Origin of the sequence: Streptacidiphilus pinicola, from assembly GCF_003258295.1 — a bacterium.
In the GTDB taxonomy this organism is placed as follows: Bacteria; Actinomycetota; Actinomycetes; order Streptomycetales; family Streptomycetaceae; genus Streptacidiphilus; species Streptacidiphilus pinicola.
Map to the genome: position 1 here is coordinate 57,129 of NZ_QKYN01000072.1, position 22,665 is coordinate 79,793.

Here is a 22,665-nt window from a genome sequence, read left to right on the forward strand (position 1 = left end):
ATATGCGACAGGGCTAGGATCCCGGAATCCGATCGCGTGATGACCCTGCTGCGGCAAGGAGTGGGCAACCATGACACTCGAAGATTCCAACGGCGGCCGTGCCGCCGCACGCCGGGCTGCGCGCGGCAAGTCGGCTCCGAACGGCCCTTCCCTCCCGAACGGCGCCGGAAGGCGCAAGCAGAAGCCCAAGCAGCGGGCGAAACGAATAGCGATGGGCGTCAGCGGGTTCGTGATACTCGTCGCGGCCGCCGGGTGCGCCTGGGTCTACCAGCTCGACAGCAACATCCAGCACAGCGCCCTGGACACCGGCACGCAGCCGCAGAAGGGCAAGGTCATCCCGGGCGCGCTGAACATCATGGTGATCGGCTCCGACACCCGTAACGCGGCGGCGGACTCCAGCATCGGCGGCCAGGACTACTCGCTGCCGCACGCCGACGTGGAGATGCTGGTCCACGTCTCGGCGGACCACCAGAACGCCACCGTGATGAGCATCCCGCGCGACACGGACGTGCAGATCCCGCCGTGCAAGGACAGCAAGGGCGTCACCCACACCTTCGGGACGCACGACCAGATCACCAACAGCCTGAACTACGGACCCGGCTGCACCGTGTCGGCCGTCAACGCCCTCACCGGCGTCCACATCGACCACTTCATGGTGGTGGACTTCGCCGGCGTGGTGAACATGTCCGACGCCGTCGGCGGCGTCCAGGTCTGCGTCAACCACAACGTCTACGACCCGGGCTCCCACCTCAAGCTCTCGACCGGCACGCACACCCTGGTCGGCCAGGGCGCCCTCGCCTTCATGCGCAGCCGGCACGCGTTCGGCACCGGGAGCGACGTCGACCGTACGCAGACCCAGCACATCTACCTCAGCGCCCTCATCCACAAGATGAAGAGCGCGAGCACGCTGGCCGACCCGACCAATGTCTTCAGCCTGGCCGAGGCCGCCTCGCACGCGTTCATCGTCGACAACGACCTGAGCGGTGTGACCAACCTGATCAGCCTGGCCAACACGATGGGCGGGATCCCGACCAACCACATCACCTTCGCGACGATGCCCACCGCCGCGGACCCGTACAACCCGAACGCCTGGCTGGTGCCGGGTCCGGGTGCACAGGACCTCTTCGACGCGATCGCCAACGACCAGTCCCTGTCGGGCGGCTCCTCCGCGCCGAAGCCGACGGCGAGTTCGACCGCCTCGGCGACGCCGACCGTGGACCCGTCCACGGTCGAGGTGCACGTCCTCAACGGCACCGGGGTCACCGGCCGCGCGGCCGCGGTGGGCAGCGAGCTGACGGGCAAGGGCTACTCCAACACGGTCGTCGAGCACACCAGCCCGGGCGTGGTGAGCGCGAGCAAGGTGGAGTACTCGACCGCGGACCCGCAGTACAAGCGCGAGGCGCAGCAGGTGGCCGCCGCCCTCGGCCTGCCCTCCTCCTCCCTCACCACGGCCTCCGGCATCACCACCGTCCACGTGGTCGTCGGCCCCGACCTGAAGGTCGGCAGCGGCTCGGGCTCGAAGCCCCCGGCGGACGTCAGCAAGGCGACCGCCGGCGCCCACACCGAGAACGCCGGCGACACGGTCAAGTGCGCCCAGGCCACCCCCTTCCCCCTCGGCGGCCTCCCGGCCTCGGCCGCGGCCTACCAGGGCCTCACCGTCGAGCAGGCCTATGCCCTGGCCACCAAGAACGGCATCCCGGACTCGGACAAGGTCAAGTAGCCCCCACCGACCCGGCGGCCTCCCTCCCGACGGAAGGAGCCCGCCGGGTCCGGTAGAGTTACCTCTCGTTGCACCGGGGTGTGGCGCAGCTTGGTAGCGCGCTTCGTTCGGGACGAAGAGGCCGTGGGTTCAAATCCCGCCACCCCGACTCCCGCAGTAACGGCCGGAGGCCCTGTCGATCCGATCGACAGGGCCTCCGGCCGTTTCCGCTGCGCTCGTGCTGAGCGCACCGACCCCTGGGCCTGCGTCCATGCCGGTCCTTCAGCGCTTGCGTGCCTCGATCAGGTGGCGGGTGGAGTGGGCCAGGAAGAGGCCGTCGCGGCGGATCTGGGCGTCCAGCTCGCGGAGGCGGTCGAGGTGGGTGGTGACGGAGAAGTCCGGGACGGTCCACAGGACCTTGCGGAGGAAGTAGACGACCGCGCCGATGTCGGTGAACTCCATGCGGAGGCGGGCGGTGCGCAGGTCGACGATGTCGAGGCCGGCGGCGCGGGCCTCGGCGGACTCGACGTCGGGGTGGCGGTCGGCGCCGGAGGTGGGCCAGGGGCCGAGGAAGTACTCGGTGAGCTCCAGGGAGGTGGCCGGGCCGACGTGCTGGGCGAAGTAGCTGCCGCCGGGGCGCAGCACGCGGGCGATCTCGTCGAAGTGGACGGTGGCCGGGTGGCGGGAGCTGACCAGGTCGAAGGCCGCGTCCGCGAAGGGGAGGGCGCGCTCGTCGGGGGTGTGCACGACCAGCGCGCCGCGGAGGTGGAGGCGGGCCTTGGCCTTGGCGAGGTTCGGCGGCCAGGACTCGGTGGCCGCCATGGTGGGCGGGAAGGTGTCGGTCGCGCCCGCGAGCACCTCGCCGCCGCCGGTCTGCAGGTCGAGCGCGGCCCGCGCGCCGCGCAGGCGTTCGCCCAGCAGCCGCTGGTACCCCCACGGGGGCCGCTCCTCGGTGGCGCGGCCGTCGAGCCAGGAGAAGTCCCAGCCCTCGACGGGGACGGAGTCGGCCTCGGCGACGAGCTCCTCGAAGGAGCGGGCGGAGTGGTCCATGATCCGGAGTATGGCCCGGCCCGGCGGCGACGCGCGCGCGAAATACGCCCCGACGGCGCGCCGGAGCGGGCAGGATCGAGCCGAGGTCCAGTGCAGCGAAGTGCAGCCAAGTCCAGCGAAGTGCAGCGCAGTGCAGCGGAGGGAGCGGAGCCCATGGCCGACCGCACGGTCGCCGAGCAGATGATCACGGTCCTGCGCCAGGCCGGCGTGCAGCGCGTCTACGGGGTGGTCGGCGACAGCCTGAACCCCGTCGTCGACGCGATCCGGCGCACGGACGGCGCGATCGAGTGGGTGCACGTCCGCAACGAGGAGGCCGGGGCGTTCGCCGCCGCGGCCGAGGCGGAGACGACGGGGCGGCTCACCGTCTGCGCCGGCTCCTGCGGACCCGGCAACACGCACCTGATCCAGGGCCTCTACGACGCTCACCGCTCGCAGGTGCCGGTGCTCGGCCTGGCCTCGCACATCCCGTCCGCGCAGATCGGCACCGGCTTCTTCCAGGAGACCCACCCGGAGCGGGTCTTCGTCGACTGCTCCGGCTACTGCGAGATGGTCAGCACCCCGGCCCAGATGCCGCGGGTGCTGCGCACCGCGGTGCAGCACGCGCTCGGGCGGAGCGGGGTCGCCGTCGTGGCGTTCCCCGGCGACGTGGCCGCGCTGCCGGCGGCCCACCCGACGGGCGTCAGCGCGTTCCTGCAGCCGCACGAGCGGGCGACGCCGATGCCCGCGCAGGCGCAGGTCGAGGCGCTGGCGGAGGCGATCAACGGGGCGCGTAAGCCGGTGCTCTTCGCCGGCGCGGGCGTGCGCGGCGCGCACGCCGAGGTGATGCGGCTGGCGGCGACGATCCAGGCGCCGATCGGCCACTCGCTGCGCGGCAAGGAGTGGATCCAGTTCGACAACCCCTACGACGTGGGCATGAGCGGCCTGCTCGGCTACGGCGCCTGCCACGACGCGCTGCACGAGGCGGACTTGGTGGTGCTGCTGGGCACCGACTTCCCCTACGACACGTTCCTGCCGGGCAAGCACACCGTCCAGATCGACCACGACCCGACCCGCTTCGGCCGCCGCACACCGCTGGACCTCGCCGTCCACGGCGACGTCGCGGCGACCCTGCGGGCCGTGCAGCCGCTGCTGAGGCAGCGTCAGGACCGGTCCTTCCTGGACGACATGCTGCGCCGCCACAGCGCCTCGTTGGAGCGGGTCGTCGGCGCGTACACCAAGAACATCGAGCACCACACCCCGATCCACCCCGAGTACGTCGCAGCGATCCTCGACGACGTGGCCTCCGACGAGGCGATCTTCACCGTCGACACCGGGATGAACAACGTCTGGGCCGCCCGCTACCTCACCCCCAACGGCCGCCGCCGCGTCATCGGCTCCTTCCTGCACGGCTCGATGGCCAACGCCCTGCCGCACGCGATCGGCGCGCAACTGGCGCACCCCGGCCGGCAGGTCGTGGCGCTGGCGGGCGACGGCGGGCTGGGCATGCTGATGGGCGAGCTGCTGACCCTGAAGAAGTACGCGCGGCGGGCGCCGGTGAAGGTCGTGGTCTTCAACAACGGCGCGCTCGGCATGATCAAGCTGGAGATGATGGTCAGCGGCTACCCCGAGTACGAGATCGACAACGGCGACGTCGACTACGCCGCGATCGCCCGCGCCTGCGGCATCCACGGCATCCGCGTCACCAAGCCCGCGGAGGTGGGCGCGGCCCTCGCCGAGGCCTTCGCCACCCCGGGCCCGGCCCTCGTCGACGTGGTCACCGACCCGAACGCCCTCTCCCTTCCCCCGACGATCACCGCCGCCCAGCTCAAGGGCTTCGCCCTCGCCGCCGGCCGCACGGTCCTGGACGGCGGCGTCGGCAAGATGATCGACCTGGCCCGCAGCAACCTGCGGAACATCCCCAGGCCCTGAGGAGGCCCTAGAACACCGACCAGCCCGAGAGGGTGGTGAACGTGTCGAGCGCGGCGGCGGCCGCGACGGAGTTGCCGGCGGGGTCGAGGGCGGGGCCCCAGGCGCAGACGGCGGCGCGGCCGGGGAGGACGGCCAGGATGCCGCCGCCGACGCCGGACTTGCCGGGGAGGCCGACCCGGTAGGCGAAGTCGCCCGCGGCGTCGTAGGTGCCGCAGGTGAGCAGGATGGCGTTGATGCGCTTGGCCTCGCTGCGGGTGAGCAGCCGGGTGCCGTCGGCGCGCAGGCCGTGGCGGGCCAGGACCAGGCCGGTGCGGGCGAGGTCCGCGCAGGAGGCGGTGATCGCGCAGTGCGCGTAGTACTCGGCGAGGACCGTGTCGACCTCGTTGACCAGGTTGCCGTGGCTGGCGATGAAGTGTGCGAGCGCCGCGTTGCGGTGGCCGTGCTCGGCCTCGGAGGCGGCGACCTCCGCGTCGGTGCGCAGGGCCTCGTTGCCCGACTCCGCTCGCAGGAAGTCGACGACCATGTCGGCCGCGTGTCCGTCCGTCAGGCTGTGCAGCCGGTCGGTCACGACGATCGCGCCCGCGTTGATGAACGGGTTGCGCGGGATGCCGTGCTCGGTCTCCAGCTGGATGAGCGAGTTGAACGGGTTGCCGGAGGGCTCCCGGCCGACGCGCTCCCACAGCTCGGTCTCACCGCCCTCCGCGAGGGCCAGTATCAGCGTGAGCAGCTTGGAGATGCTCTGGATGGAGAACGGGCGCTCCCAGTCGCCCACGCCGTGGACCTCGCCCTCGACGGTGGCCAGGGCCATGCCGAAGGACTCCGCGTCCTCGCGGGCCAGGGCGGGGATGTAGTCGGCGACCCGTCCCCGGCCCTTGGTGCGCAGGGCGGCGGCCATGCAGGCGTCGAGCAGTTCCCGGTAGTCCACGGCGTTGTCCACGCGGCCATTCTCGCCGAAGAAACCGGGGACACCCGACCACCGGATAGGTACGATGCGTGGGGCGTAGTTACTCGCCAGTAGGACAGCGACCGTGACCAGAAGGAGTGATCGTCCGTGCCCACGCTCGACCGCGACGGCGACGTCTTCGTCCTCGACATCGGAGACGGCGAGAACCGCTTCCACCCGGACTGGCTGGCCGCCGTGAACGGACTGCTCGACGAGGTGGAACAGGCCGAGGGGCCGAAGGCGCTGGTCACCACCGCGACGGGGAAGTTCTTCTCCAACGGCCTCGACCTCGACTGGCTCGTCGCCAACGCCGACCGGGCCGACTGGTACGTGGAGACGGTGCAGGCGCTGTTCGCGCGGGTGCTGGCGCTCCCCTTCGTCACCGTCGGCGCGCTCCAGGGCCACACCTTCGCGGCCGGCGCGATGCTCTCGCTCGCCCACGACCTGCGGGTCATGCGCGCCGACCGGGGCTTCTGGTGCCTGCCCGAGGCGGACATCAACATCCCGTTCACCCCCGGGATGTCCGCGCTGATCCAGGCCCGGCTCGCCCCGCAGACCGCCCACGCGGCCATGGTCACCGCCCGCCGCTACGGGGGCCTGGACGCGCTGGCCGCCGGGATCGTCGACGCGACCGCCGACGAGGCGGGGCTGCGCACCGCCGCGATCGAGCTGGCCCGCGCGCAGGCCGCCAAGGCGGGCCCGACGGTCGGCACGATCAAGGAGCGGATGTACGCGCCGGTGCTGGAGACGCTGACCGAGAAGGGCGCCTCGCTGGGCTGACCGGCCGAGCCCCGCTCAGTCGTCCCCGTCTCAGCCGCTCCCGCCTCAGTCGTTCGCGGAGAAGAGGACGTGCCGGGCGTGCTCGGTGTCGAGGTACTCGCGCACCGAGACGATCCGGCCGTCCCGAACCGTGAAGACGCCGATGCAGTGCTGGTCGTAGCGGAGCCCGCCCCGGGCGTCGGCCTGCGAGGTCCACTCCAGCACCACCCGCTCGCCCTCCGCGATCATGTCCGTGACCTGAAGGCGCAGCGTGGTGGTGTCCATGCGGGCGAAGGCCTTCGGCATGAACTGCGTCAGGATCGCCTCCCGGCCCCGCCAGACGCCCGAGACCGGCAGCTCGCCGAAGAGCGTCCAGGTGGCGTCCTCGGCGAAGAACCGCTCCAGCCGGTCGGCGTAGCCGCTCTCCGCCGAGTCGACGTAGGCGCGGACCACGGCCCGGCTCTGCTCGGTGAGGTCGGCGGTCGCGGTCGCGGTCGCGGTGCCGGTGGAGGTGGTGGCGGTGCTCATGGCGGTTCCCTTCGACGGACGTTCCGGTGTCTCCCTGCGCCGTTTCCGCGCGCTCTCGACGCTAGCCGCGCCCCGCACGCGCAGGGAAAGACCTGTTCCGCGTGGACCCATGCCGCCGCGGCATGACGCCAGGTCACGTTGCGGGGCCTGCGGGCGGGCCCGACGGTGGAGGGGTGACCGAGCGACGGGCCGGGGCGGCGGCGCAGTGGTGGGCGGAGCTGCCGCCCGCCGCCGGGTCCGCGGTGATGGCCACCGGGATCGTCTCGGTCGGGCTGCATCTGGTCGGGAGCGAGGGGCTCTCGGTGGCGCTGCTCGTCCTCGGGTGCGCGGCCTGGCTCGCGCTCGCCGTCGACTTCGGGCGGCGGTTGCTGCGTCAGCGGGACCGCTGGGAGCACGAGGCGGACACGCCGCCCGCGCTGACCGCCGTCGCGGCCACGACCGTGCTCGGCACGCGCGTCTCCCTGCTCGGCGCCGGCCGGCAGCCGCTCGCCGTCGCCGCGCTGCTGGTCGCCGTCGTCACCTGGGCGGTGCTGCTGCCGCACGTTCTGCGGCACTGGCAACGGCACGGCATGCCGGGCGCCGTGTTCCTGGTCTGCGTGGCGACGCAGGGCCTCGCCGTCCTCGGCGCGACGCTGGCCGTCGCCCTCCCCGCGCTCTGGCTCGCCTGGGCCGCGCTTCTCTGCTTCGGACTCGGGCTGGTGCTGTACGCGGTGGCGTTCACCCGTTTCGACCTGCGCCAGATCGACACCGGTGCGGGCGACCACTGGGTGGCGGGCGGGGCGCTCGCGATCTCCGCACTGGCGGGCGCGAAGCTGCTCGCCGTCCCGGCCTGGCGCGGTGGCGCGGGCCACGACGCGCTGCGGATGGTCACCCTCGCGCTCCTCGCGGTCGTCCTCGCCTGGTACCTGCTGCTGGCGGTGGAGGAGCTGCGCCACCCGCGTTGGCACTACGACGTCCGGCGCTGGGCGACGGTCTTCCCGATGGGCATGACGGCGGTGGCCACGCTCTCCGCCGCCGCCTCGGCGTCGGTCGGGTGGTTGCGGACGCCGGGTCAGGTGCTGCTGTGGATCGCGGCGGCCGCCTGGGCCGTGGTGCTGATCGGGCTGGTCAGGAGCGCCGCGCGGGACGTGCGGGCCGAGCGGCCGACGCCGGGGCGGCGGTGACGGCGGTCCCGCCGACGGCGGCGGCAGCAGCCGTCGCCGCGGCGGCGGCCAGGCGGCGCGCGCAGGCGCGGTTCTGCACCAGCGCGTCGGCGACGACCGCGCCGCCCATCGCCAGCCAGCCCACGGGGCCGGCGGCCATGACCACGCCGGTCAGCAGCGGCGGCCCGACCGACTTCTGGATCGCCTGGGACATCCCGGCGACCCCGAGGTAGGCGGCGCGCGAGCCCTCGGGGGCGAGCAGGACGGACAGCTCCCAGGAACTGACGGAGCGCAGCAGCTCGGCCACCGTCACCAGCACTGCCGCCGCCAGCAGCGCGAGCGACGCGCCGAGCGCGCCGCCGCCCGTCGCGGTGGCCAGCAGCAGGCAGGTCAGCAGCAGGGCCGCGCCGTACAGCAGCACCGCGGGCACCGCCCCGCGCGGCCCCTCCGCCGCGGCGGAGACGCGCAGCTGCAGCACCACGACGAGCACGGTGTTGACGGCGAGGAAGGCGGGCACGAGCGCGTGCGGCGCGGTGGTGTGGGCGACCAGCCAGAGCGGCAGGCCGACGTTGAGCAGCGAGTCGTCGAGGCAGAGCGGGATGTCCCGCAGCACGAACAGCAGGTAGCCCCGGTCCCGCCACGGACTCCGCGCCCCACCACGCTCCGCGCGCGCGTCCCGCGCAGGCGCGGCGGGCACGGGCGCGGCGGGCACGGGCGCGGCGGGAGCGGCCGAGCCGGAGGACGATGCCACCGGGGTCGCGGCCGGGCGGGGCTCGGTGGTGCGCCAGACCAGGGCGGCGGCCAGAAGGTAGGAGAGGCCGTTGCCGAGGGCCAGGACCCGGTACGCGGTGTCGGTGCCGACCGCCAGGCCGAGCGCCGCGAGGCCGGCGCCGACGGCGTAGCCCGCGTTCGCGGTGGTGCGGGCGAGTGCCTGGTAGCTGGTGCGGCGGGCGCCCGCGACACGGGTCGCGAAGAGCATCTCCAGCATCTTCGCGCCCCGCTCGCCGAGAGCGGTGACGGCGACGACGGGCAGCAGCGCCGCGATCCCGTGACCGAGCAGCAGGCCGCCGACGGCGGCCAGGCGCAACAGGTGGCCGGCGATCAACAGGCCGCGGGCCGGAAAGCGTCCGGCGAGCCGGCCGGCCAGCGGCGATCCGGCGATGCCCGCGATCCCGGCGACGCCCAGCAGCAGACCGATCTGACGGGCGTCCAGATGCGAGACGAAGGTGAAGTAGAGCACCGCGCTCGCCGCCCACAGGCCGGTGCCGGTCCGGTCCACGAACTGCGCCAGCAGCATCACCCGCGCGTCCCGGCCGCCCGGCGGCCGCCGCAGCTGGGCGAGGAGCCCTTCGTTGTGCGCGTCCTTCGTCACCGCCACGCCCGGTCACCCCCGTTTTATCTTTACATCAAGAAACTTGATGTCGAGATGTTAGCCTTCGTCCCGGAGGGTGGTCAACATCACTCGAACGTCGCAGCTGACGACCTTTCAGTCGACTGGAGTCGTTGTTTCGCCAGGACACGGTCATCTGACGACGTCACAGATGCACCCCGCGCGAGCCGGGGGCGCGGGGGCGAGTCGGACGCAACCGAACCTGAAATTCGAACAGCGCGGAACCGTTTACTGTGGGTTGGCTGTCATTAGCGCCGTATCCGATCACCGTTTGATCACTTCCTTCACTCTGCCCTTTACATCTGATCGATCAGGGCCGACCCCGCGGAGCAGCACGCATGAACTCCCTCTCCACCCCGCCCGAGGAGATCGTCCCGGCCAAGCGGCCGCGACGGCGGCGGCGCGCCGTGATCTGGGCGGCGATCGTGGCGTGCCTGGCCGCGGTCGTCGGTGTGGCCATACCGGTGATGAAGCACTACGAGATCCCGCCCTTCAGTGAGAAGGGCCAGCCGCTGACCTTCGACACCCCCGCACCGCAGGGCGGGGCCGGCGGCCGCAACGCCGGCGGCGGCGACGGCGTCACCGGCGTCAACGCGCTGACAGAGCTGCCGACCGGCCCGGAAGCGCCGTGGAAGGTCGAGCACACCCTGGACGACGGCACCCACATCGGCGTGATCACCTACACCGGCCCGAAGTCCGGCTACACGGGCAAGGTGTGGGTGTGGGCGCCCAAGCAGTACAGCGACCCGAAGTACGCGCGCAGCGGCTTCCCGGTCATGATCGCGCTGCCGGGCGGCCCGGGGTACAACGACAACTACTGGAAGGACCCCGGCCTCAAGCTGGAGCAGAGCATCAGCAAGTGGTCCCAGGACGGCACGAGCCTGCCCTTCCTGGTGGTCATGCCCGTCCTCAACCCGGGCCCCGACGTGCACGACCACTACTGGGACGGCAGCGACATCCCCGGCCAGCCGAAGATGGGGAGCTGGCTGATGGACGACATCCCGAACCTGATGCGGCAGAACTTCCGGACCTTCAAGACACGCGACGGCTGGGGCTTCATGGGCTCCTCCAGCGGCGGCTTCGTCGGCCTGAAGGCCGTGCTGCAGTACCCGGACCGCTTCAAGGCCGCGCTGGTCTCCGGGCCGGACATCGTGCCGGACTCGCCGTTCTGGAAGGGCCACCCCAAGGAGCAGGCCGCCAACAACCCGGTGCTGCTCTCCAAGGCGCTGATCAAGCGCGGCGGCCCGGACGTCTACATCGCCTTCCAGTACGGCACCCGGGAGGGCTCGGGCGAGATCGGCGCGGTGACGGGCTATCTGAAGCAGTTCGGCAACAAGGGCCCGATCCACACCATCGTCAACGTCATCCAGGGCGGACGGCACAACGCGTACACCTACGTGCCGGCCATGGGCACCGGCCCGATCGCCTGGTTCAGCCAGCACCTGATGGCCCCGGTGCCGTCCCAGTGACAGCGCTCCTGTGACTGCCGTCACAGCGAAGGCCGTCACAGGCGGGGCGGCTGTCCCGTCGGGAGGGTGAGCGCGCCGAACGGGCGCGCACCGCGAGGAGGTACGACATGACCGCGAACACCCAGCTCCCCGGCGAGCAGCGCACCGTCTGGACGCGGGTGCTGCCCGAGGCGTTCCAGGCCCTGCTGGCGCTGGAGGAGACCGGCGGCGGCGCGCTCGACCCGACCCTGCGCGAGCTGATCCGGATGCGCGCCTCGGGCCTGAACGGCTGCGCCTACTGCCTCGACATGCACGCCCACGACGCCATGGCGAACGGCGAGTCGGTGCAGCGGCTGGTCACCGTCTCCGCCTGGGAGGAGGCCCGGCACCTGTTCACCGAGCGGGAGCAGGCCGCCCTCGCGCTGACCGACGCGGTCACGCGGCTCGGCGAGCACGGCGTCCCTGACGCCGTGTGGGAGGAGGCCGCGACGCGCTTCGACGAGAAGGAACTCGTCCAGGTGCTGGTCTCGATCGTTACGATCAACGCGTGGAACCGGCTCGGAGTCGCGACGCGGCTCCACGTGAAGGCGCGCGGCTGAGCCCGGCCGACGCAGCGGTGGCCGACGAGGTCTTCCTCGGCCACCGCCGGATGCTGCTCGCGCTGGCCTACCGCCTGCTCGGCCAGGTCACCGAGGCCGAGGACGTGGTGCAGGACGCGTGGCTGCGCTGGAGCGCGGCCGACCGCGGCGGGATCGCCAACCCGGCCGCCTACCTGACCACCGTCACGACCCGGCTGGCGCTGGACCGGCTGCGGTCCGCGGCCGCACGCCGCGAGGTGTATGTCGGCCCGTGGCTGCCCGAGCCGCTGCCCACCGCCGATCCGGCCTCCGATCCCGCCGACCCGGCCGACAGCCTGGTGCTGCGCGAGACCGCGTCCATGGGCATGCTGCTGCTCCTGGACCGGCTGTCGCCGGCGGAGCGCGCCGTCTTCGTGCTGCGCGAGGCCTTCGGCCTGCCGTACCCGGAGATCGCGGAGATCCTGGACCGGACCGAGGACTCCTGCCGCCAGCTGCTCAGCCGCGCCCGCCGCCACGTGGCCGCCGGGCGGGGCGCGACGATCGTGACGACAGCCGAGGCCAGACCGCTCGTCGACGCCTTCCTCGCCGCCGCCCGCGGCGGCGACCTGGGCCGGCTGCGTGCGCTGCTGCGCGAGGACGTCGTCGTCACCTCGGACGGCAACGGCGCGGCCCGGGCCGGACGCCACCCGATCCACGGCGCGGAGAAGGCGGCCCGGCTCTTCGCCAAGGTCTTCGAGCGGTTCTACACCGGCCGGGCGGAGATCGCCTTCGCCTGGTACAACAGCGCACCGGCGCTGGTCATCCAAGCGCCGGTGCATCTGGTGGTCTACGTCTTCGGCTGTGACGCCGAGGGCCGGATCGCCGAGGTCTACTGCGTGCTCAACCCCGACAAGCTGCGGCACGTCGGGGTCGGTGGACCAGCAGCCCCTGGTGCGGCGCGGGGTTCACGTTCCCGCTCCAGTTGAGGATCTCCAGCTGGTCCTGGACAGCGCACGTCGCTCCGCCGGACGCGGCCCGGCGCGGTATATCGGAGCGGTCCGGGGCCCGGCGGCGGATATTGTTGCCCCATGTCTGCAGCTACCCCGGTACGTGTCCGCTTCGCCCCCTCGCCCACCGGCATGTTCCACGTCGGCGGCGCCCGCTCCGCGCTGTACAACTGGGCCGTGGCGCGACAGTCCGGCGGTGTCTTCGTGCTGCGCGTCGAGGACACCGACGCGGCGCGCAACAAGCCCGAGTGGACCGACGGCATCATCAACGCGCTCGCCGCGATCGGCATCCACCAGGACGACCCGACCTTCGAGGGTCCGTACTTCCAGTCGCACAACGCCGAGCGCCACCGCGAGGCCGCGGCGCAGCTCCGCGCCTCGGGCCACGCCTACTACTGCGACTGCACCCGCGAGCAGCTGACCGCCCGCACCGGCTCCGAGCACCTCGGCTACGACGGGTTCTGCCGCGACCGCGGCCTTACGTACGCCGAGGGCCGCGCGCTGCGCTTCCGCACGCCGGACGAGGGCGAGACCGTCGTCAAGGACGTGGTCCGCGGCGACACCGTCTTCCCGAACAAGGCCATTGAGGACTTCGTCATCGCCCGCGGCGACGGCTCCGCCGTCTTCCTGCTGGCCAATGTCGTCGACGACCTGGACGAGAAGATCACCGAGGTGATCCGCGGCGAGGAGCACCTGTCCAACACCCCCAAGCAGCAGCTGCTCTGGGAGGCGCTGGGCGCGACCCCGCCGGTCTGGGCGCACCTCTCGGTGATCGTCAACGAGAAGCGGCAGAAGCTCTCCAAGCGCCGCGACAAGGTCGCGCTGGAGGACTACCTGGCCGAGGGCTTCCTGCCCGAGGCCATGGTCAACTACCTGATGCTGCTGGGCTGGGCCCCGGGCGAGGACGAGGAGATCCTCCCCTTCGAGGAGCTCGTGCGCCGCTTCCGGATCGAGGACGTCAACACCTCGCCGGCCTTCTTCGACATCAAGAAGCTGACGGCGTTCAACGGCGAGTACATCCGCGCCCTCTCGCCCGAGCAGTTCCTCGCCGCGTGCGCGCCGTACCTGACGGCGCCCTACGCCAACTGGACCCCGGAGCAGTTCGACCAGGCGCTCTTCGAGACGGTCGCGCCGCTGGCGCAGACCCGCCTCGCGGTGCTGTCGGAGATCACCGCCAACGTCGACTTCCTCTTCCTGGACCAGCCGGTCGAGGACGAGGCGTCCTGGTCCAAGGCGATGAAGCCGGGCGCGGACGCGATCCTGCGCGACGCGCGCAGCGCGTACGAGACCGCGGAGTGGGCGGCGGAGCCTCTGAAGGAGACCCTGCTGGCCATCGGCGAGCAGCACGGCCTCAAGCTGGGCAAGGCCCAGGCCCCGGTCCGCGTCGCCGTCACCGGCCGCACGGTCGGCCTCCCCCTCTTCGAGTCCCTCGAGGCGCTGGGCCGCGACCGCGTCCTGGCGCGTCTCGACGCGGCGATCGCGAAGCTGTAGCAGCTTCGCAAGGGGCAGTTGCACTACCTAGGGGCGCGGGGAACTGCGCGACAAGCCACCCACGTTCGGATGGTCCTCACCGAACAGGGCTATCCGCAGGGGTTGGCTTCTCGCGCAGTTCCCCGCGCCCCTGGACAGATAGTGCAACAGCCCTCGCGGGGTTGGTGATCGCGATGGCCGCCTCGGCCCCCGCTCCGAACTCGCGTCGCAGGCGGGGCCACAACACTCGCGGGAGATACGGCGCGCCGGGGCCCTCGCCCGTCGTCGCGCGCGCGGAGGCCACCACGGTGTCGCCACCGATCAGCAGTTGGTTCAGGTGTCCCGCGTCGATCAACGACGCCAGCGCGTCGAAGAGGCGCCAGTCCGTGGCGTGATGGGCACGTGAAGGGCCCTCGAAGCCCAGGAAACAGCCGGTGGCGGCGAGTTCGCGCAGGGCGCGATCGTCGGGGAACCGGTTCAGATGGCCGAGGATCACCGACGTCGGCGCCACGCCCAGCTCGTCGCAGAGCAAGTCCGCCACCTCCAGCCCCGCGGTGCCGTGCTCCAGATGGACGCCGACGGTCGCGCCCGTCGCATGGTGAGCCTCCGCCGCCGCGGCCATGGTCCAGCGGGCGTGGGTGTCGAGCCCGTGATACGTGCCCGCCACCTTGACCATCCCAGCCCGGACGCCGGGGACGATCCCCTCGGTGAGCTCCCGGACGAACAGCTCGGCGAGCCGGGGCCCCGCGACCGACTCCACCACGCCGTCGGCGTAGTGCCGAGCCTGGTGCAGCCCCGTCGCGGCGACGACGTGCGCTCCCGACTCCCGTGACAGTCGCGGCAGTTCCGCCGCGCCCCGGCCCAGCCCGTACGGGGTCCACTGGACCAGTGTCCCGCCGCCGAGGCGGGCGAACTCCGCGAGCTCCAGGCCCGCCGCGGTCGCGTCGTCCTGTTCCTCACCCGGCAGCCGCACCGAGCGGAAGAACAGGTGGTCATGCGCGTCGACGCGCCCCAACTGCCCTGCGGCCACGTCCCCCAGCACCGTCCGAACAACCGTCATGATCCGGACCCTAGCTCAATCCGCCGACGAGAGCTGTCGGACGATATGACTACTTCCGGGCCGGGATGACCGTTTTTCCGGCGGGGTAGGCCCCCCGGGTGACCTCAGCCACGCCTGCCGCGCCCGCCGCGACGCCCCAACAGCCCTTCCAGCTCCCCGAGTTCTACGTCGTCCACCCCGCACGCATCAATCCGCACCTGGAACGGGCCCGCGCCCACACCAAGGCGTGGGCGCGCTCCCTGGGGATGCTGGAGGGCTCGGGCGTCTGGGACGAAGGCGATCTGGACGCGCACGACTACGCGCTGCTCTGCTCGTACACCCACCCGGACGCCTCCGCGGAGGACCTGGACACCGTCACCGACTGGTACACCTGGGTCTTCTTCTTCGACGACCACTTCCTGGAGCTGTTCAAGCGCACCGCGGACCGCGAGGGCGCCAAGGCCTACCTCGACCGGCTGCCGGCCTTCATGCCGCTCGACCCGACCACGCCCATGCCGGACGCGACCAATCCCGTCGAGGCCGGCCTCGCGAACCTGTGGCTGCGGACCGTCCCGCACCTCTCCCCCGCCTGGCGGACCCGCTTTGCGGCCAGCACCCGGAACCTGCTGAACGAGTCACTGTGGGAGCTCTCCAACATCCACGCGGGGCGCATCGCCAACCCGGTCGAGTACATCGAGATGCGCCGCAAGGTGGGCGGCGCGCCGTGGTCCGCCGGGCTGATCGAGTTCGCCAACCGCGCCGAGGTCCCGGCGCAGGTCGCGGCCAGCCGGCCGCTCCGGGTGCTGCGCGACACCTTCGCCGACGCCGTCCACCTGCGCAACGACCTCTTCTCCTACCAGCGCGAGGTCGAGGACGAGGGCGAACTCAGCAACGGCGTCCTGGTGCTGGAGCACTTTCTGGGCTGCTCGACGCAGCAGGCCGCGGACGCGGTCAACGACCTGCTCACCTCCCGGATGCAGCAGTTCGAGCACACCGTGGTCACCGAACTGCCGCCGCTCTTCGCCGAGGAGGCGCTCGACCCGGCCGGCTGCGCGGCCGTCCTCGCCTACGCCAAGGGCCTGCAGGACTGGCAGTCCGGCGGCCACGAGTGGCACCTGCGCTCCTCGCGCTACATGAACGAGGGCGCACTGGAAGGCGGTTCGGGCGGCGGGTGGCGACCGGGCCCGACCGGAATCGGCCTGTCGGCCGCCGATCCGAAGACGCTGACGAGCCGTCTGGGGCTCAAGCGTCTCAGGAACTTCATGCATGTGCCGCACCAGCGGGTCGGGCCGTCGCCGCTGCCGGCAGGCCTCGAGTCGCCGTTCCCGTTGACGCTGAGCCCGCATCTGGACGCTGCGCGCAAGCGAACGATGACATGGGCGGCGGCGATGGGCCTGCTCGGCGAGGGCGTCTGGGACGATCACCTGCTCGCCGGCTTCGACTTCCCGCTCTGCGCCGCCGGGATCTTCCCCGTGGGAGACGAGGACGGCGTCACCCTCGCCTCCCAGTGGCTCGCCTGGGGCACCTACGCCGACGACTACTACCCGCACGCCTTCGGCCGCGGCGACCTCGGCGGCCTCGCCGCCGCCCGGCTCGCCAACGCCCGCCTGCACGCGCTGATGCCCGTCGAGCCCGGCGAACCCGCCGGCGACCCGGCCGGCCCGCTGGAACGGTCCCTCGCCGACCTGTGGCAGCGCACCACCCCGGCGATGCCGTCCGACGCCCGCCGCGGCCTGCGCGACGCGGTCGACAGCATGCTCGCGAGCTGGCTCTGGGAGCTGGACAACGAAGCCCTGCACCGCACCCCCGACCCCGTCGACTACGTCGAGATGCGCCGCGACACCTTCGGCTCCCCACTGACGATGGCCCTCAGCCGCTTCTCCCGCAACGGCGAGGTCCCCGCCGCGTTCTTCGCCTCCGGCGCGGCCCGGGCGATCGAGGGCGCGGCGAGCGACTACGGCTGCCTGCTCAACGACCTGCGGTCGTACCAGAAGGAGATCGAGTTCGAGGGCGAGCTGCACAACGCCGTCCTGGTCGTGCAGTCCTTCTTCGACTGCGACCGCGCTACGGCGGTCGGCATCGTCACCGACCTGATGGAGTCCCGCCTGCGCGAGTTCCGGCACGTCGTCGCCGAGCAACTCCCGGTCGTCCTGGACGACCTGGCCCTGGACGCACCCGCGCGGGCGGGCGTGGCCGGCTGGCTCCGCGACCTGGAGCACTGGATCGCCGGCGTCTTCCACTGGCACGCGGAGACCGCCCGCTACCCGGAAGCCGACCTGCGGTCCCGCTTCAACGTCGGAACGTTCCCGCTGGGCCCGAGGGGACTGGGCACGGCTTCCGTTGCTGACTTCAGGTAGCTGCACTGCCCAGGGCGCGAGGCTCTGCCGACATGCGGCTCTCCCCCGGCGTGGGCCTCGCGCCCCTCAAGAGGGCGCTCAGCCCAGGACGACCCTGGTGATCGCCACCACGCCGACCGCGACGATCACGCCGCGCAGGACCGGCGGCGGCAGACGGCGCCCGACCAGGGCGCCGAGCTGTCCGCCCACCACCGAGCCGGCGGCGATCAGCAGCGCCGCGCGCCAGTCGATCGGGCCGTCGATAAGGAAGAACACCGCCGCGATCCCGTTGACCGCGAGCGCCAGCACGTTCTTGACCGCGTTGATCCGCTGCAGTGGCAGTTCCAGCAGCACGCCCATCAGTCCGAGCAGCAGCACCCCCTGGGCGGCACCGAAGTAACCGCCGTAGATGCCACAGAGGTAGACGCCGACCAGCAGCGCGAAGCCGCCGTTCGCCGGCCTCGGGCGGGTCTCGGCGCGGGCGGCGAGACGCTTGGCCAGCAGCGGCTGGGCCAGCACCAGGACCAGGGCGCCCGCGATCAGCACCGGCACGGCCGCCTCGAAGGCCTTGGCGGGCAGCGCGAGCAGCAGCACCGCCCCGGTGAGCCCGCCCGCGAGGGCCGCCACGCCCAGTCGCCGCAGCAGCGGCGCCAACCCGTCCAGCTCCCGCCGGTACCCCAGCACGCCGCTGACCGAGCCCGGCACCAGCCCCAGCGTGTTGGACACGTTCGCGGTGACCGGCGGCAGCCCCGCCGCCAGCAGCACCGGGAACGTGATCAACGTCCCCGAGCCGACGACGGTGTTGATCAGCCCCGCCCCGACGCCCGCCAGCGCGACCCCCGCCTGGGTCCAGCCGGACGCTCCGGCCAGCCCGGCGGCTGTCGTCATGACAGCTCCGCTCATTCCACACCCCTTGCTTCGGCGATCCGGTCCGCACAGGCGGTACCGGTCGCGGTTCGTGAACCGAGCTTCTCATCCAGCTCCCATGTAGCTCCCACCGATGTCTCAGCCCGGCGGGGAAGTCTCGATATGCGAAACGGGAGGAAGGGGATGCGGATGGACACGGCCGCACGAAAGGTCGCCACGCTGGTCGCCACGGGCCTGCTGGTCAGCGGCACCGGCGTGGGCGTCGCCACGGCCTGGGCCACCACCCCGCGCACCGCGTCGGCGCACGCCGCGACGACCCCGAGCGCGACCGCCTCGGCCACGGCCAAGGCCGGTGCGACGCCCTCCGCGCACGCGAGCGCCACCGCGACCACCTCGGCGTCGGCCTCAGCCACGGCTTCGGCTTCGGCGTCCTCCTCCCCCTCCGCCTCGCCGTCGCCCACCGCCGCCACGGCCTCCGCCTCGGGCGGGAAACCGCCGGTGACGACGACCGGGCAGTCGCAGGTGCTCGAGGCGTCCCAGCAGAGCACCAAGGTCGGCGCGATCTTCTCCTCGTCCTCGATCACCCCCGGCAACCACCACTGCACCGCGAGCGTCGTGGACAGCCCCGCGGGCGACCTGATCGTCACCGCCGCGCACTGCCTGAGCGCCGGCCAGACCGGCGCGGTCTTCGTCCCCGGCTACCGCGACGGCAGCGCACCGGACGGGGTCTGGGCCATCTCCCAGGTCGTCGAGAACTCCGCCTGGACCGGCGACGGCGACGAGGACGACGACGTGGCCTTCGGCGTGGTCGCCGCGCAGAGCGGACGCAGCCTGGAGTCCGCCGTGGGCGGCGGCTACACCCTCTCCACCTCCGGCACCACCACGGCGACCGTCCAGATGACCGGCTACCCCTCGGCGACCGACGAGCCGATCACCTGCACCGGCGACGCCGCGGCCTACTCGTCGACCCAACTCGTGATCGACTGCACCGCGTTCACCGGCGGCACCAGCGGCACGGCGTGGATCGCGGGCTACGACTCCGACGCGGACGCGGGCAGCATCATCGGCGTGATCGGCGGCTACCAGCAGGGTGGCGACACCGCGGACACCTCCTACAGCATCGTCTTCGGCTCCGACACCCAGGCGCTGTACGAGCAGGCCGTGTCTCAGTAGGTTCGGCCCGTGCGATTCGACGCCGTACCCGAACCCGCCACGGTCGCCGCGCGGCCGCACGACCCGCGCGGCTATCCCGTTCCGGCGATCACGCCGTACGAGGAGGGCGAACCGCGGTTCGCACTGACCGACTACGAGAAGAGCGCGGCGTGCGCGCGTGAGCGCCTGTGCTCGGTCTGCGGGACGCACATGCGCACCGACGGGCCGGTGTGGCGGGTCGTCGGAGCCGCCGAGGCGGAGGCGATCGGGGCGGCGCTGGCCGAGGGCAGGCCCTACCGGAACCTCGCGCCGACCTGGGAGGGCCCCGGGCACCGGGCCTGCATGCTGTACGCGTCCATGGTCTGCCCCTACCTCGCCCGGCAGCAGGCGCGCCGCCGGGTGCTCGACCGGGGCACCGCCCGCGGGGCCACCGGCGCCGTGGTCGGGTTCACCGACTTCGAGTACGCGGTCACGGACTCCCAGGTCCTCTTCCGGTTCCTCGGTGTCGTCGAGTTCCTGCCCCACGACGACGCCGCGACCGCGCATCTGGCCACGCTGGAACGGGAGATCGCTCAGCGGTAGGCCGGCAGGCCCGCCACGGAGGAGATCTGCCTGGGCGCGGCGGAGCCGTCGATCGGGAGGACCGCGACGCCGTCGGGCGTGCGCACCGCGACCGTGCGCCCGTCCGGGGAGACCGCGGGCTCGGTGTAGTCGGTGGTCGCGTGGGGCGTGATGTCGACGTAGCTCACCGAGCCGCTGCCGGCGTGCTCGACGAAGACGTGGTCGTGCCCGCCGACAGAGCGGACGAAGACGATGCCGGCGTCCTGGTCGGCGGGGTTCAGGGCCGGCTCGGAGCCGTTGGTGAGGGCCTCGCCCTGCTGCCGCAGGTAGTCGTCGCGGATGTAGACCTCGCCGTTGTCGGTGTTCTCGTACACCGTGGTCCCGTGCGTGCCGCCACCGTTGACCCAGGTGTTGCCGCTCTGCGGGAGCCCGGGGCCGGTGCAGCACATCTGCCCCAGCCCCAGCAGGGCCGGGGTGCCCCCGGCCGCCGGCACCTCCATCAGACGGGCTCCGGAACCGCTGCCCGCGACGAAGAAGATCCGGTCGACGGGCTTGTTGCTGTAGCCGGGGTCGTTCCTGATGTCCTGCCAGGCCGGGTGGGACCAGGTCTGGCCGCCGGGGTTGTGCGCGAGGACGACGCGGCCGCTGCCGTCGGCGTTGGCGGTGTCGAGGTTGCCGTCGCCGTCGATGAAGGCGGCTCTTCGGCCGTCCGCGGACCAGGCCAGGTCGCGCACGACGACGCCGAAGTCGACGACGGTGCCGTTCATGACGACCTTGCTGGTGCCGTTGCTGATGGTCAGCATGGTCCCGCCGGTGCCGTTGAAGGAGACCGGCGCACCGCTCCCGCCGCCGGACGAACCGCCGGACGTGCCGCCCGAACCGGAGCCGCCGCCGGTGCTCCCGCCCGTCCCGCCGGACGGCGACTGGGTCGGGGTCGGCGTGCCGGATCCGGCCGGTGTGGACGTCGACGCCGACGGGGTGCCGTGCCCGGCGGCGGGGCTCGGCGACGCGCCGCAGGCGGTGAGCAGGCCGCTCGTGGTGACGGCGGCGACAACGGCTATGGCGGCAAGTGAGGTTCGGCGAGCACGCATGGTGGTTCCCCCGGGGCGGTCGGTCTCGCGTTCGTCGAGACTTCGCGGCTGTTGACCAGAGGGTGCCCCGCGTCCGTCCTGGATCGGTGCACCCTCCGTCACAGCCCCGTAACAGGCGGCCTGCCGCCACGCCTGCCGATCAGCTCCCGCAACTCACGTCAGTCGACGTCGATCTGACCACTGTTCAGCTGCTTGCGCGTGGGCTTGCCGTTGGCGTGCTCGTCGCCGTTGCCGGTCGGGGCGCCGAGGTTGCGGCGCACCGAGTCGAGAATGGTGAGGCCTTGGCCCACCAGGCCGGCGGCGATCTCGCCCAGGCCGTCCGCACCGTTGAGCACGTTGACGTTGGCGCCGGCCAGACCGCCCGCCGCCTCCTTGACGATCTGCGGAAGCTGGTCGATCAGCATCCGGTCCAGCGCGACGCGGTCGTGCGACGCGGCCGCCTCCGCCTGGATCTTCATCCGCTCGGCCTCGGCCAGGGCCAGCACCCGGATCCGCTCGGCCTCGGCCTCGGCGGGCTTGACGATCTCCGCGACCAGCTGCTGCTGCCGCAGCTCGGCGGCGCGCTGGGCCAGCTCGGTCTGGGCCGTGAGCACCTCCTGCTGGGCGTGCGCCGCGGCCAGCGGACCGGCCTGCGCGGCCTGCGCCTGCGCGCGGTCGATCTCGGCCGTGTACTCGGCCTTCACGACGGCGGTCTGCCGGGCGTACTCGGCCTGGTTTCGGGCGGCCGCCTGCTCGGCCTCGGCCGCGGCCTGGGTCGCCTGGGCCTGCGCGACCTGCGCCGCGCGCTTGATCGCGGCCTTGTGCGGCGCGGACATCGCCGCGATGTAGCCGGCGTCGCCGTCGTCGATGGACTGGATCTGCAAGGAGTCGACGACCAGGCCGATCTTGGCCATCTCCGCCTTGGAGGTCTCCAGCACCTCCGTGGCCAGCTTCTGCCGCTCGGTGACGATCTCCTCGACCGTCATCGAGCCGATGATGGACCGCAGGTGACCGGCGAAGATCCGCCCGGTCAGCACCGACATCTGGTCCTGGTCGGACAGGAACCGCTGCCCGGCGTTGACGATGCTCTCGTGGTCGTTGCCGACCTTGAACGCGATCACGGCACGCACCGTGAGCGCGATGCCCTGGCGGGTCACGCAGGTCTCGGCGACCTCGGACTCGCACATCGCCAGCGTCAGGAAGCGCGTCTTCCGGAAGACCGGCAGCACGAACTTGCCGTGGCCGGTGACGACGCGGAACGGAGCCCCCTCCAGCCCACGCCTGCCTCCGGAGATCAACATCGCCTCGTCCGGGGCGGGAACGCGGTAACCGAACATCCTTCTCGTCTCCTCGTCCAAGAAATCCTGGAACCTCGCGGAATCCCCCGTGAGGACCTCTCGCGGGTCTGTCTTACACCCGAGGGGTGGGCCCGGGTCTACACCCCGCCATCGAATGGATCTGTCCACTCGATCACATCGACCTGCCGCGCCCCGCGCGACTCGATCACCAGCACCGTCGTCCCGGCCACCAGGGGCTGCTCCGACCACGCCAGAAAGGCCTCGGAACCGCCGCGGACCCGCACCAGCACCTCACCCGGGCCCGCGCTGCCGCGGGTGCCGATGAGCAAGCGCCCGATGCAGCCGATCACCGCCTCGTCCGCCGGCATACCGCCGCGCTCCTTCCGCTCGGGATCACGACCCTAGCGCTAATTCCGGCAGCCCAGCAGGCTCGGCGGGCTG

At 72.3% G+C, this 22,665-nt stretch carries 20 protein-coding genes and 1 tRNA gene; 12 read left to right on the plus strand and 9 right to left on the minus strand.

What is annotated here, in order from left to right; genetic code table 11:
* The first annotated feature begins 70 nt into the window (after positions 1-70).
* Positions 71-1,720 carry an LCP family protein gene (locus tag DN069_RS18825; protein ID WP_111502257.1) on the plus strand — a complete coding sequence of 550 codons (1,650 nt, stop codon included), beginning with the start codon at positions 71-73 and terminating at the stop codon, positions 1,718-1,720.
* A 74-nt stretch (positions 1,721-1,794) separates the two neighbouring features.
* Positions 1,795-1,868, plus strand: a tRNA-Pro gene (locus DN069_RS18830).
* 113 nt (positions 1,869-1,981) lie between these two features.
* Here DN069_RS18830 and DN069_RS18835 read toward each other — a convergent pair.
* Positions 1,982-2,749 carry a class I SAM-dependent methyltransferase gene (locus tag DN069_RS18835; RefSeq protein ID WP_111502259.1) on the minus strand — a complete coding sequence of 256 codons (768 nt, stop codon included), beginning with the start codon at positions 2,747-2,749 and terminating at the stop codon, positions 1,982-1,984.
* Positions 2,750-2,902: 153 nt separating this feature from the next.
* Here DN069_RS18835 and DN069_RS18840 point away from each other — a divergent pair, with 153 nt between their 5' ends.
* The gene (locus DN069_RS18840) at positions 2,903-4,657 is read left to right on the plus strand and encodes a pyruvate dehydrogenase (RefSeq protein WP_111502261.1); all 1,755 of its coding nucleotides are present in this window, start codon (positions 2,903-2,905) and stop codon (positions 4,655-4,657) included.
* Positions 4,658-4,664: 7 nt separating this feature from the next.
* Here DN069_RS18840 and DN069_RS18845 read toward each other — a convergent pair whose 3' ends face one another.
* Entirely contained in the window at positions 4,665-5,594 is a 930-nt protein-coding gene (locus tag DN069_RS18845) for a glutaminase (protein ID WP_111502263.1), read from the minus strand.
* A 114-nt stretch (positions 5,595-5,708) separates the two neighbouring features.
* Between DN069_RS18845 and DN069_RS18850 the strand changes: the two genes are divergently transcribed.
* On the plus strand, positions 5,709-6,380 hold the full coding sequence (locus tag DN069_RS18850) for an enoyl-CoA hydratase-related protein (protein WP_111502265.1): 672 nt from the start codon (positions 5,709-5,711) through the stop codon (positions 6,378-6,380).
* Positions 6,381-6,425: 45 nt separating this feature from the next.
* On the opposite strand, the gene DN069_RS18855 is transcribed toward DN069_RS18850, so the two are convergent.
* Positions 6,426-6,887, minus strand: a complete 462-nt coding sequence (locus DN069_RS18855) for a nuclear transport factor 2 family protein (protein ID WP_165845541.1) — start codon at positions 6,885-6,887, stop codon at positions 6,426-6,428.
* A 173-nt stretch (positions 6,888-7,060) separates the two neighbouring features.
* Here DN069_RS18855 and DN069_RS18860 point away from each other — a divergent pair, with 173 nt between their 5' ends.
* On the plus strand, positions 7,061-8,050 hold the full coding sequence (locus DN069_RS18860; protein WP_279387912.1) for a tellurite resistance/C4-dicarboxylate transporter family protein: 990 nt from the start codon (positions 7,061-7,063) through the stop codon (positions 8,048-8,050).
* On the opposite strand, the gene DN069_RS18865 is transcribed toward DN069_RS18860, so the two are convergent.
* Positions 7,995-9,407, minus strand: coding sequence for an MFS transporter (locus DN069_RS18865; RefSeq protein WP_243639419.1), 1,413 nt, complete (start codon positions 9,405-9,407; stop codon positions 7,995-7,997). The two genes, DN069_RS18860 and DN069_RS18865, sit on opposite strands and share 56 nt — an antisense overlap.
* A gap of 350 nt (positions 9,408-9,757) precedes the next feature.
* On the opposite strand from DN069_RS18865, the gene DN069_RS18870 reads away from it, so the two are divergent.
* From DN069_RS18870 to gltX, 4 genes are all read left to right on the plus strand, one after another.
* Complete coding sequence (locus DN069_RS18870; RefSeq protein ID WP_111502271.1) at positions 9,758-10,888, plus strand: alpha/beta hydrolase; 1,131 nt, start codon at positions 9,758-9,760, stop codon at positions 10,886-10,888.
* A 107-nt stretch (positions 10,889-10,995) separates the two neighbouring features.
* The gene (locus tag DN069_RS18875) at positions 10,996-11,466 is read left to right on the plus strand and encodes a carboxymuconolactone decarboxylase family protein (protein WP_111502273.1); all 471 of its coding nucleotides are present in this window, start codon (positions 10,996-10,998) and stop codon (positions 11,464-11,466) included.
* Complete coding sequence (sigJ, locus tag DN069_RS18880) at positions 11,415-12,410, plus strand: RNA polymerase sigma factor SigJ (protein ID WP_243639420.1); 996 nt, start codon at positions 11,415-11,417, stop codon at positions 12,408-12,410. The genes DN069_RS18875 and sigJ overlap by 52 nt, the downstream gene beginning before the upstream one ends.
* A 153-nt stretch (positions 12,411-12,563) precedes the next feature.
* Positions 12,564-13,922 carry a glutamate--tRNA ligase gene (gltX, locus tag DN069_RS18885; protein WP_243639425.1) on the plus strand — a complete coding sequence of 453 codons (1,359 nt, stop codon included), beginning with the start codon at positions 12,564-12,566 and terminating at the stop codon, positions 13,920-13,922.
* Between the two features lie 76 nt (positions 13,923-13,998).
* Here the strand turns inward: gltX and DN069_RS18890 are convergent, their stop codons facing one another.
* Entirely contained in the window at positions 13,999-14,961 is a 963-nt protein-coding gene (locus DN069_RS18890) for a phosphotriesterase family protein (RefSeq protein WP_111502277.1), read from the minus strand.
* A gap of 98 nt (positions 14,962-15,059) precedes the next feature.
* On the opposite strand from DN069_RS18890, the gene DN069_RS18895 reads away from it, so the two are divergent.
* Complete coding sequence (locus DN069_RS18895; protein ID WP_111502279.1) at positions 15,060-17,297, plus strand: terpene synthase family protein; 2,238 nt, start codon at positions 15,060-15,062, stop codon at positions 17,295-17,297.
* A 78-nt stretch (positions 17,298-17,375) separates the two neighbouring features.
* On the opposite strand, the gene DN069_RS18900 is transcribed toward DN069_RS18895, so the two are convergent.
* The gene (locus tag DN069_RS18900) at positions 17,376-18,164 is read right to left on the minus strand and encodes a sulfite exporter TauE/SafE family protein (RefSeq protein WP_111502281.1); all 789 of its coding nucleotides are present in this window, start codon (positions 18,162-18,164) and stop codon (positions 17,376-17,378) included.
* Positions 18,165-18,332: 168 nt separating this feature from the next.
* Between DN069_RS18900 and DN069_RS18910 the strand changes: the two genes are divergently transcribed.
* Entirely contained in the window at positions 18,333-19,316 is a 984-nt protein-coding gene (locus tag DN069_RS18910; RefSeq protein WP_165845542.1) for a trypsin-like serine peptidase, read from the plus strand.
* A gap of 9 nt (positions 19,317-19,325) precedes the next feature.
* Positions 19,326-19,877 carry a hypothetical protein gene (locus tag DN069_RS18915; RefSeq protein WP_111502287.1) on the plus strand — a complete coding sequence of 184 codons (552 nt, stop codon included), beginning with the start codon at positions 19,326-19,328 and terminating at the stop codon, positions 19,875-19,877.
* On the opposite strand, the gene DN069_RS18920 is transcribed toward DN069_RS18915, so the two are convergent.
* The 3 genes from DN069_RS18920 to DN069_RS18930 form a co-directional block, all read right to left on the minus strand.
* Entirely contained in the window at positions 19,868-20,947 is a 1,080-nt protein-coding gene (locus DN069_RS18920; protein ID WP_111502289.1) for a TolB-like translocation protein, read from the minus strand. The two genes, DN069_RS18915 and DN069_RS18920, sit on opposite strands and share 10 nt — an antisense overlap.
* Before the next feature lie 158 nt (positions 20,948-21,105).
* Positions 21,106-22,263: an SPFH domain-containing protein gene (locus tag DN069_RS18925; RefSeq protein ID WP_111502291.1), complete on the minus strand. Its 1,158-nt coding sequence runs from the start codon at positions 22,261-22,263 to the stop codon at positions 21,106-21,108.
* Positions 22,264-22,361: 98 nt separating this feature from the next.
* Positions 22,362-22,592, minus strand: coding sequence for a hypothetical protein (locus DN069_RS18930; RefSeq protein ID WP_111502293.1), 231 nt, complete (start codon positions 22,590-22,592; stop codon positions 22,362-22,364).
* Positions 22,593-22,665 lie beyond the last annotated feature (73 nt).

Coding starts and splice junctions, on each gene's coding strand:
- DN069_RS18890 (WP_111502277.1), bottom strand. CDS start 14,961: ATGACGGTTGTTCGGACGGTGCTGGGGGACGTGGCCGCAGGGCAGTTG.
- gltX (WP_243639425.1), top strand. CDS start 12,564: ATGTTCCACGTCGGCGGCGCCCGCTCCGCGCTGTACAACTGGGCCGTG.
- DN069_RS18900 (WP_111502281.1), bottom strand. CDS start 18,164: ATGACGACAGCCGCCGGGCTGGCCGGAGCGTCCGGCTGGACCCAGGCG.
- DN069_RS18835 (WP_111502259.1), bottom strand. CDS start 2,749: ATGGACCACTCCGCCCGCTCCTTCGAGGAGCTCGTCGCCGAGGCCGAC.
- DN069_RS18925 (WP_111502291.1), bottom strand. CDS start 22,263: ATGTTCGGTTACCGCGTTCCCGCCCCGGACGAGGCGATGTTGATCTCC.
- DN069_RS18875 (WP_111502273.1), top strand. CDS start 10,996: ATGACCGCGAACACCCAGCTCCCCGGCGAGCAGCGCACCGTCTGGACG.
- DN069_RS18930 (WP_111502293.1), bottom strand. CDS start 22,592: ATGCCGGCGGACGAGGCGGTGATCGGCTGCATCGGGCGCTTGCTCATC.
- DN069_RS18910 (WP_165845542.1), top strand. CDS start 18,333: ATGGACACGGCCGCACGAAAGGTCGCCACGCTGGTCGCCACGGGCCTG.
- DN069_RS18825 (WP_111502257.1), top strand. CDS start 71: ATGACACTCGAAGATTCCAACGGCGGCCGTGCCGCCGCACGCCGGGCT.
- DN069_RS18855 (WP_165845541.1), bottom strand. CDS start 6,887: ATGAGCACCGCCACCACCTCCACCGGCACCGCGACCGCGACCGCGACC.
- DN069_RS18920 (WP_111502289.1), bottom strand. CDS start 20,947: ATGCGTGCTCGCCGAACCTCACTTGCCGCCATAGCCGTTGTCGCCGCC.
- DN069_RS18870 (WP_111502271.1), top strand. CDS start 9,758: ATGAACTCCCTCTCCACCCCGCCCGAGGAGATCGTCCCGGCCAAGCGG.
- DN069_RS18840 (WP_111502261.1), top strand. CDS start 2,903: ATGGCCGACCGCACGGTCGCCGAGCAGATGATCACGGTCCTGCGCCAG.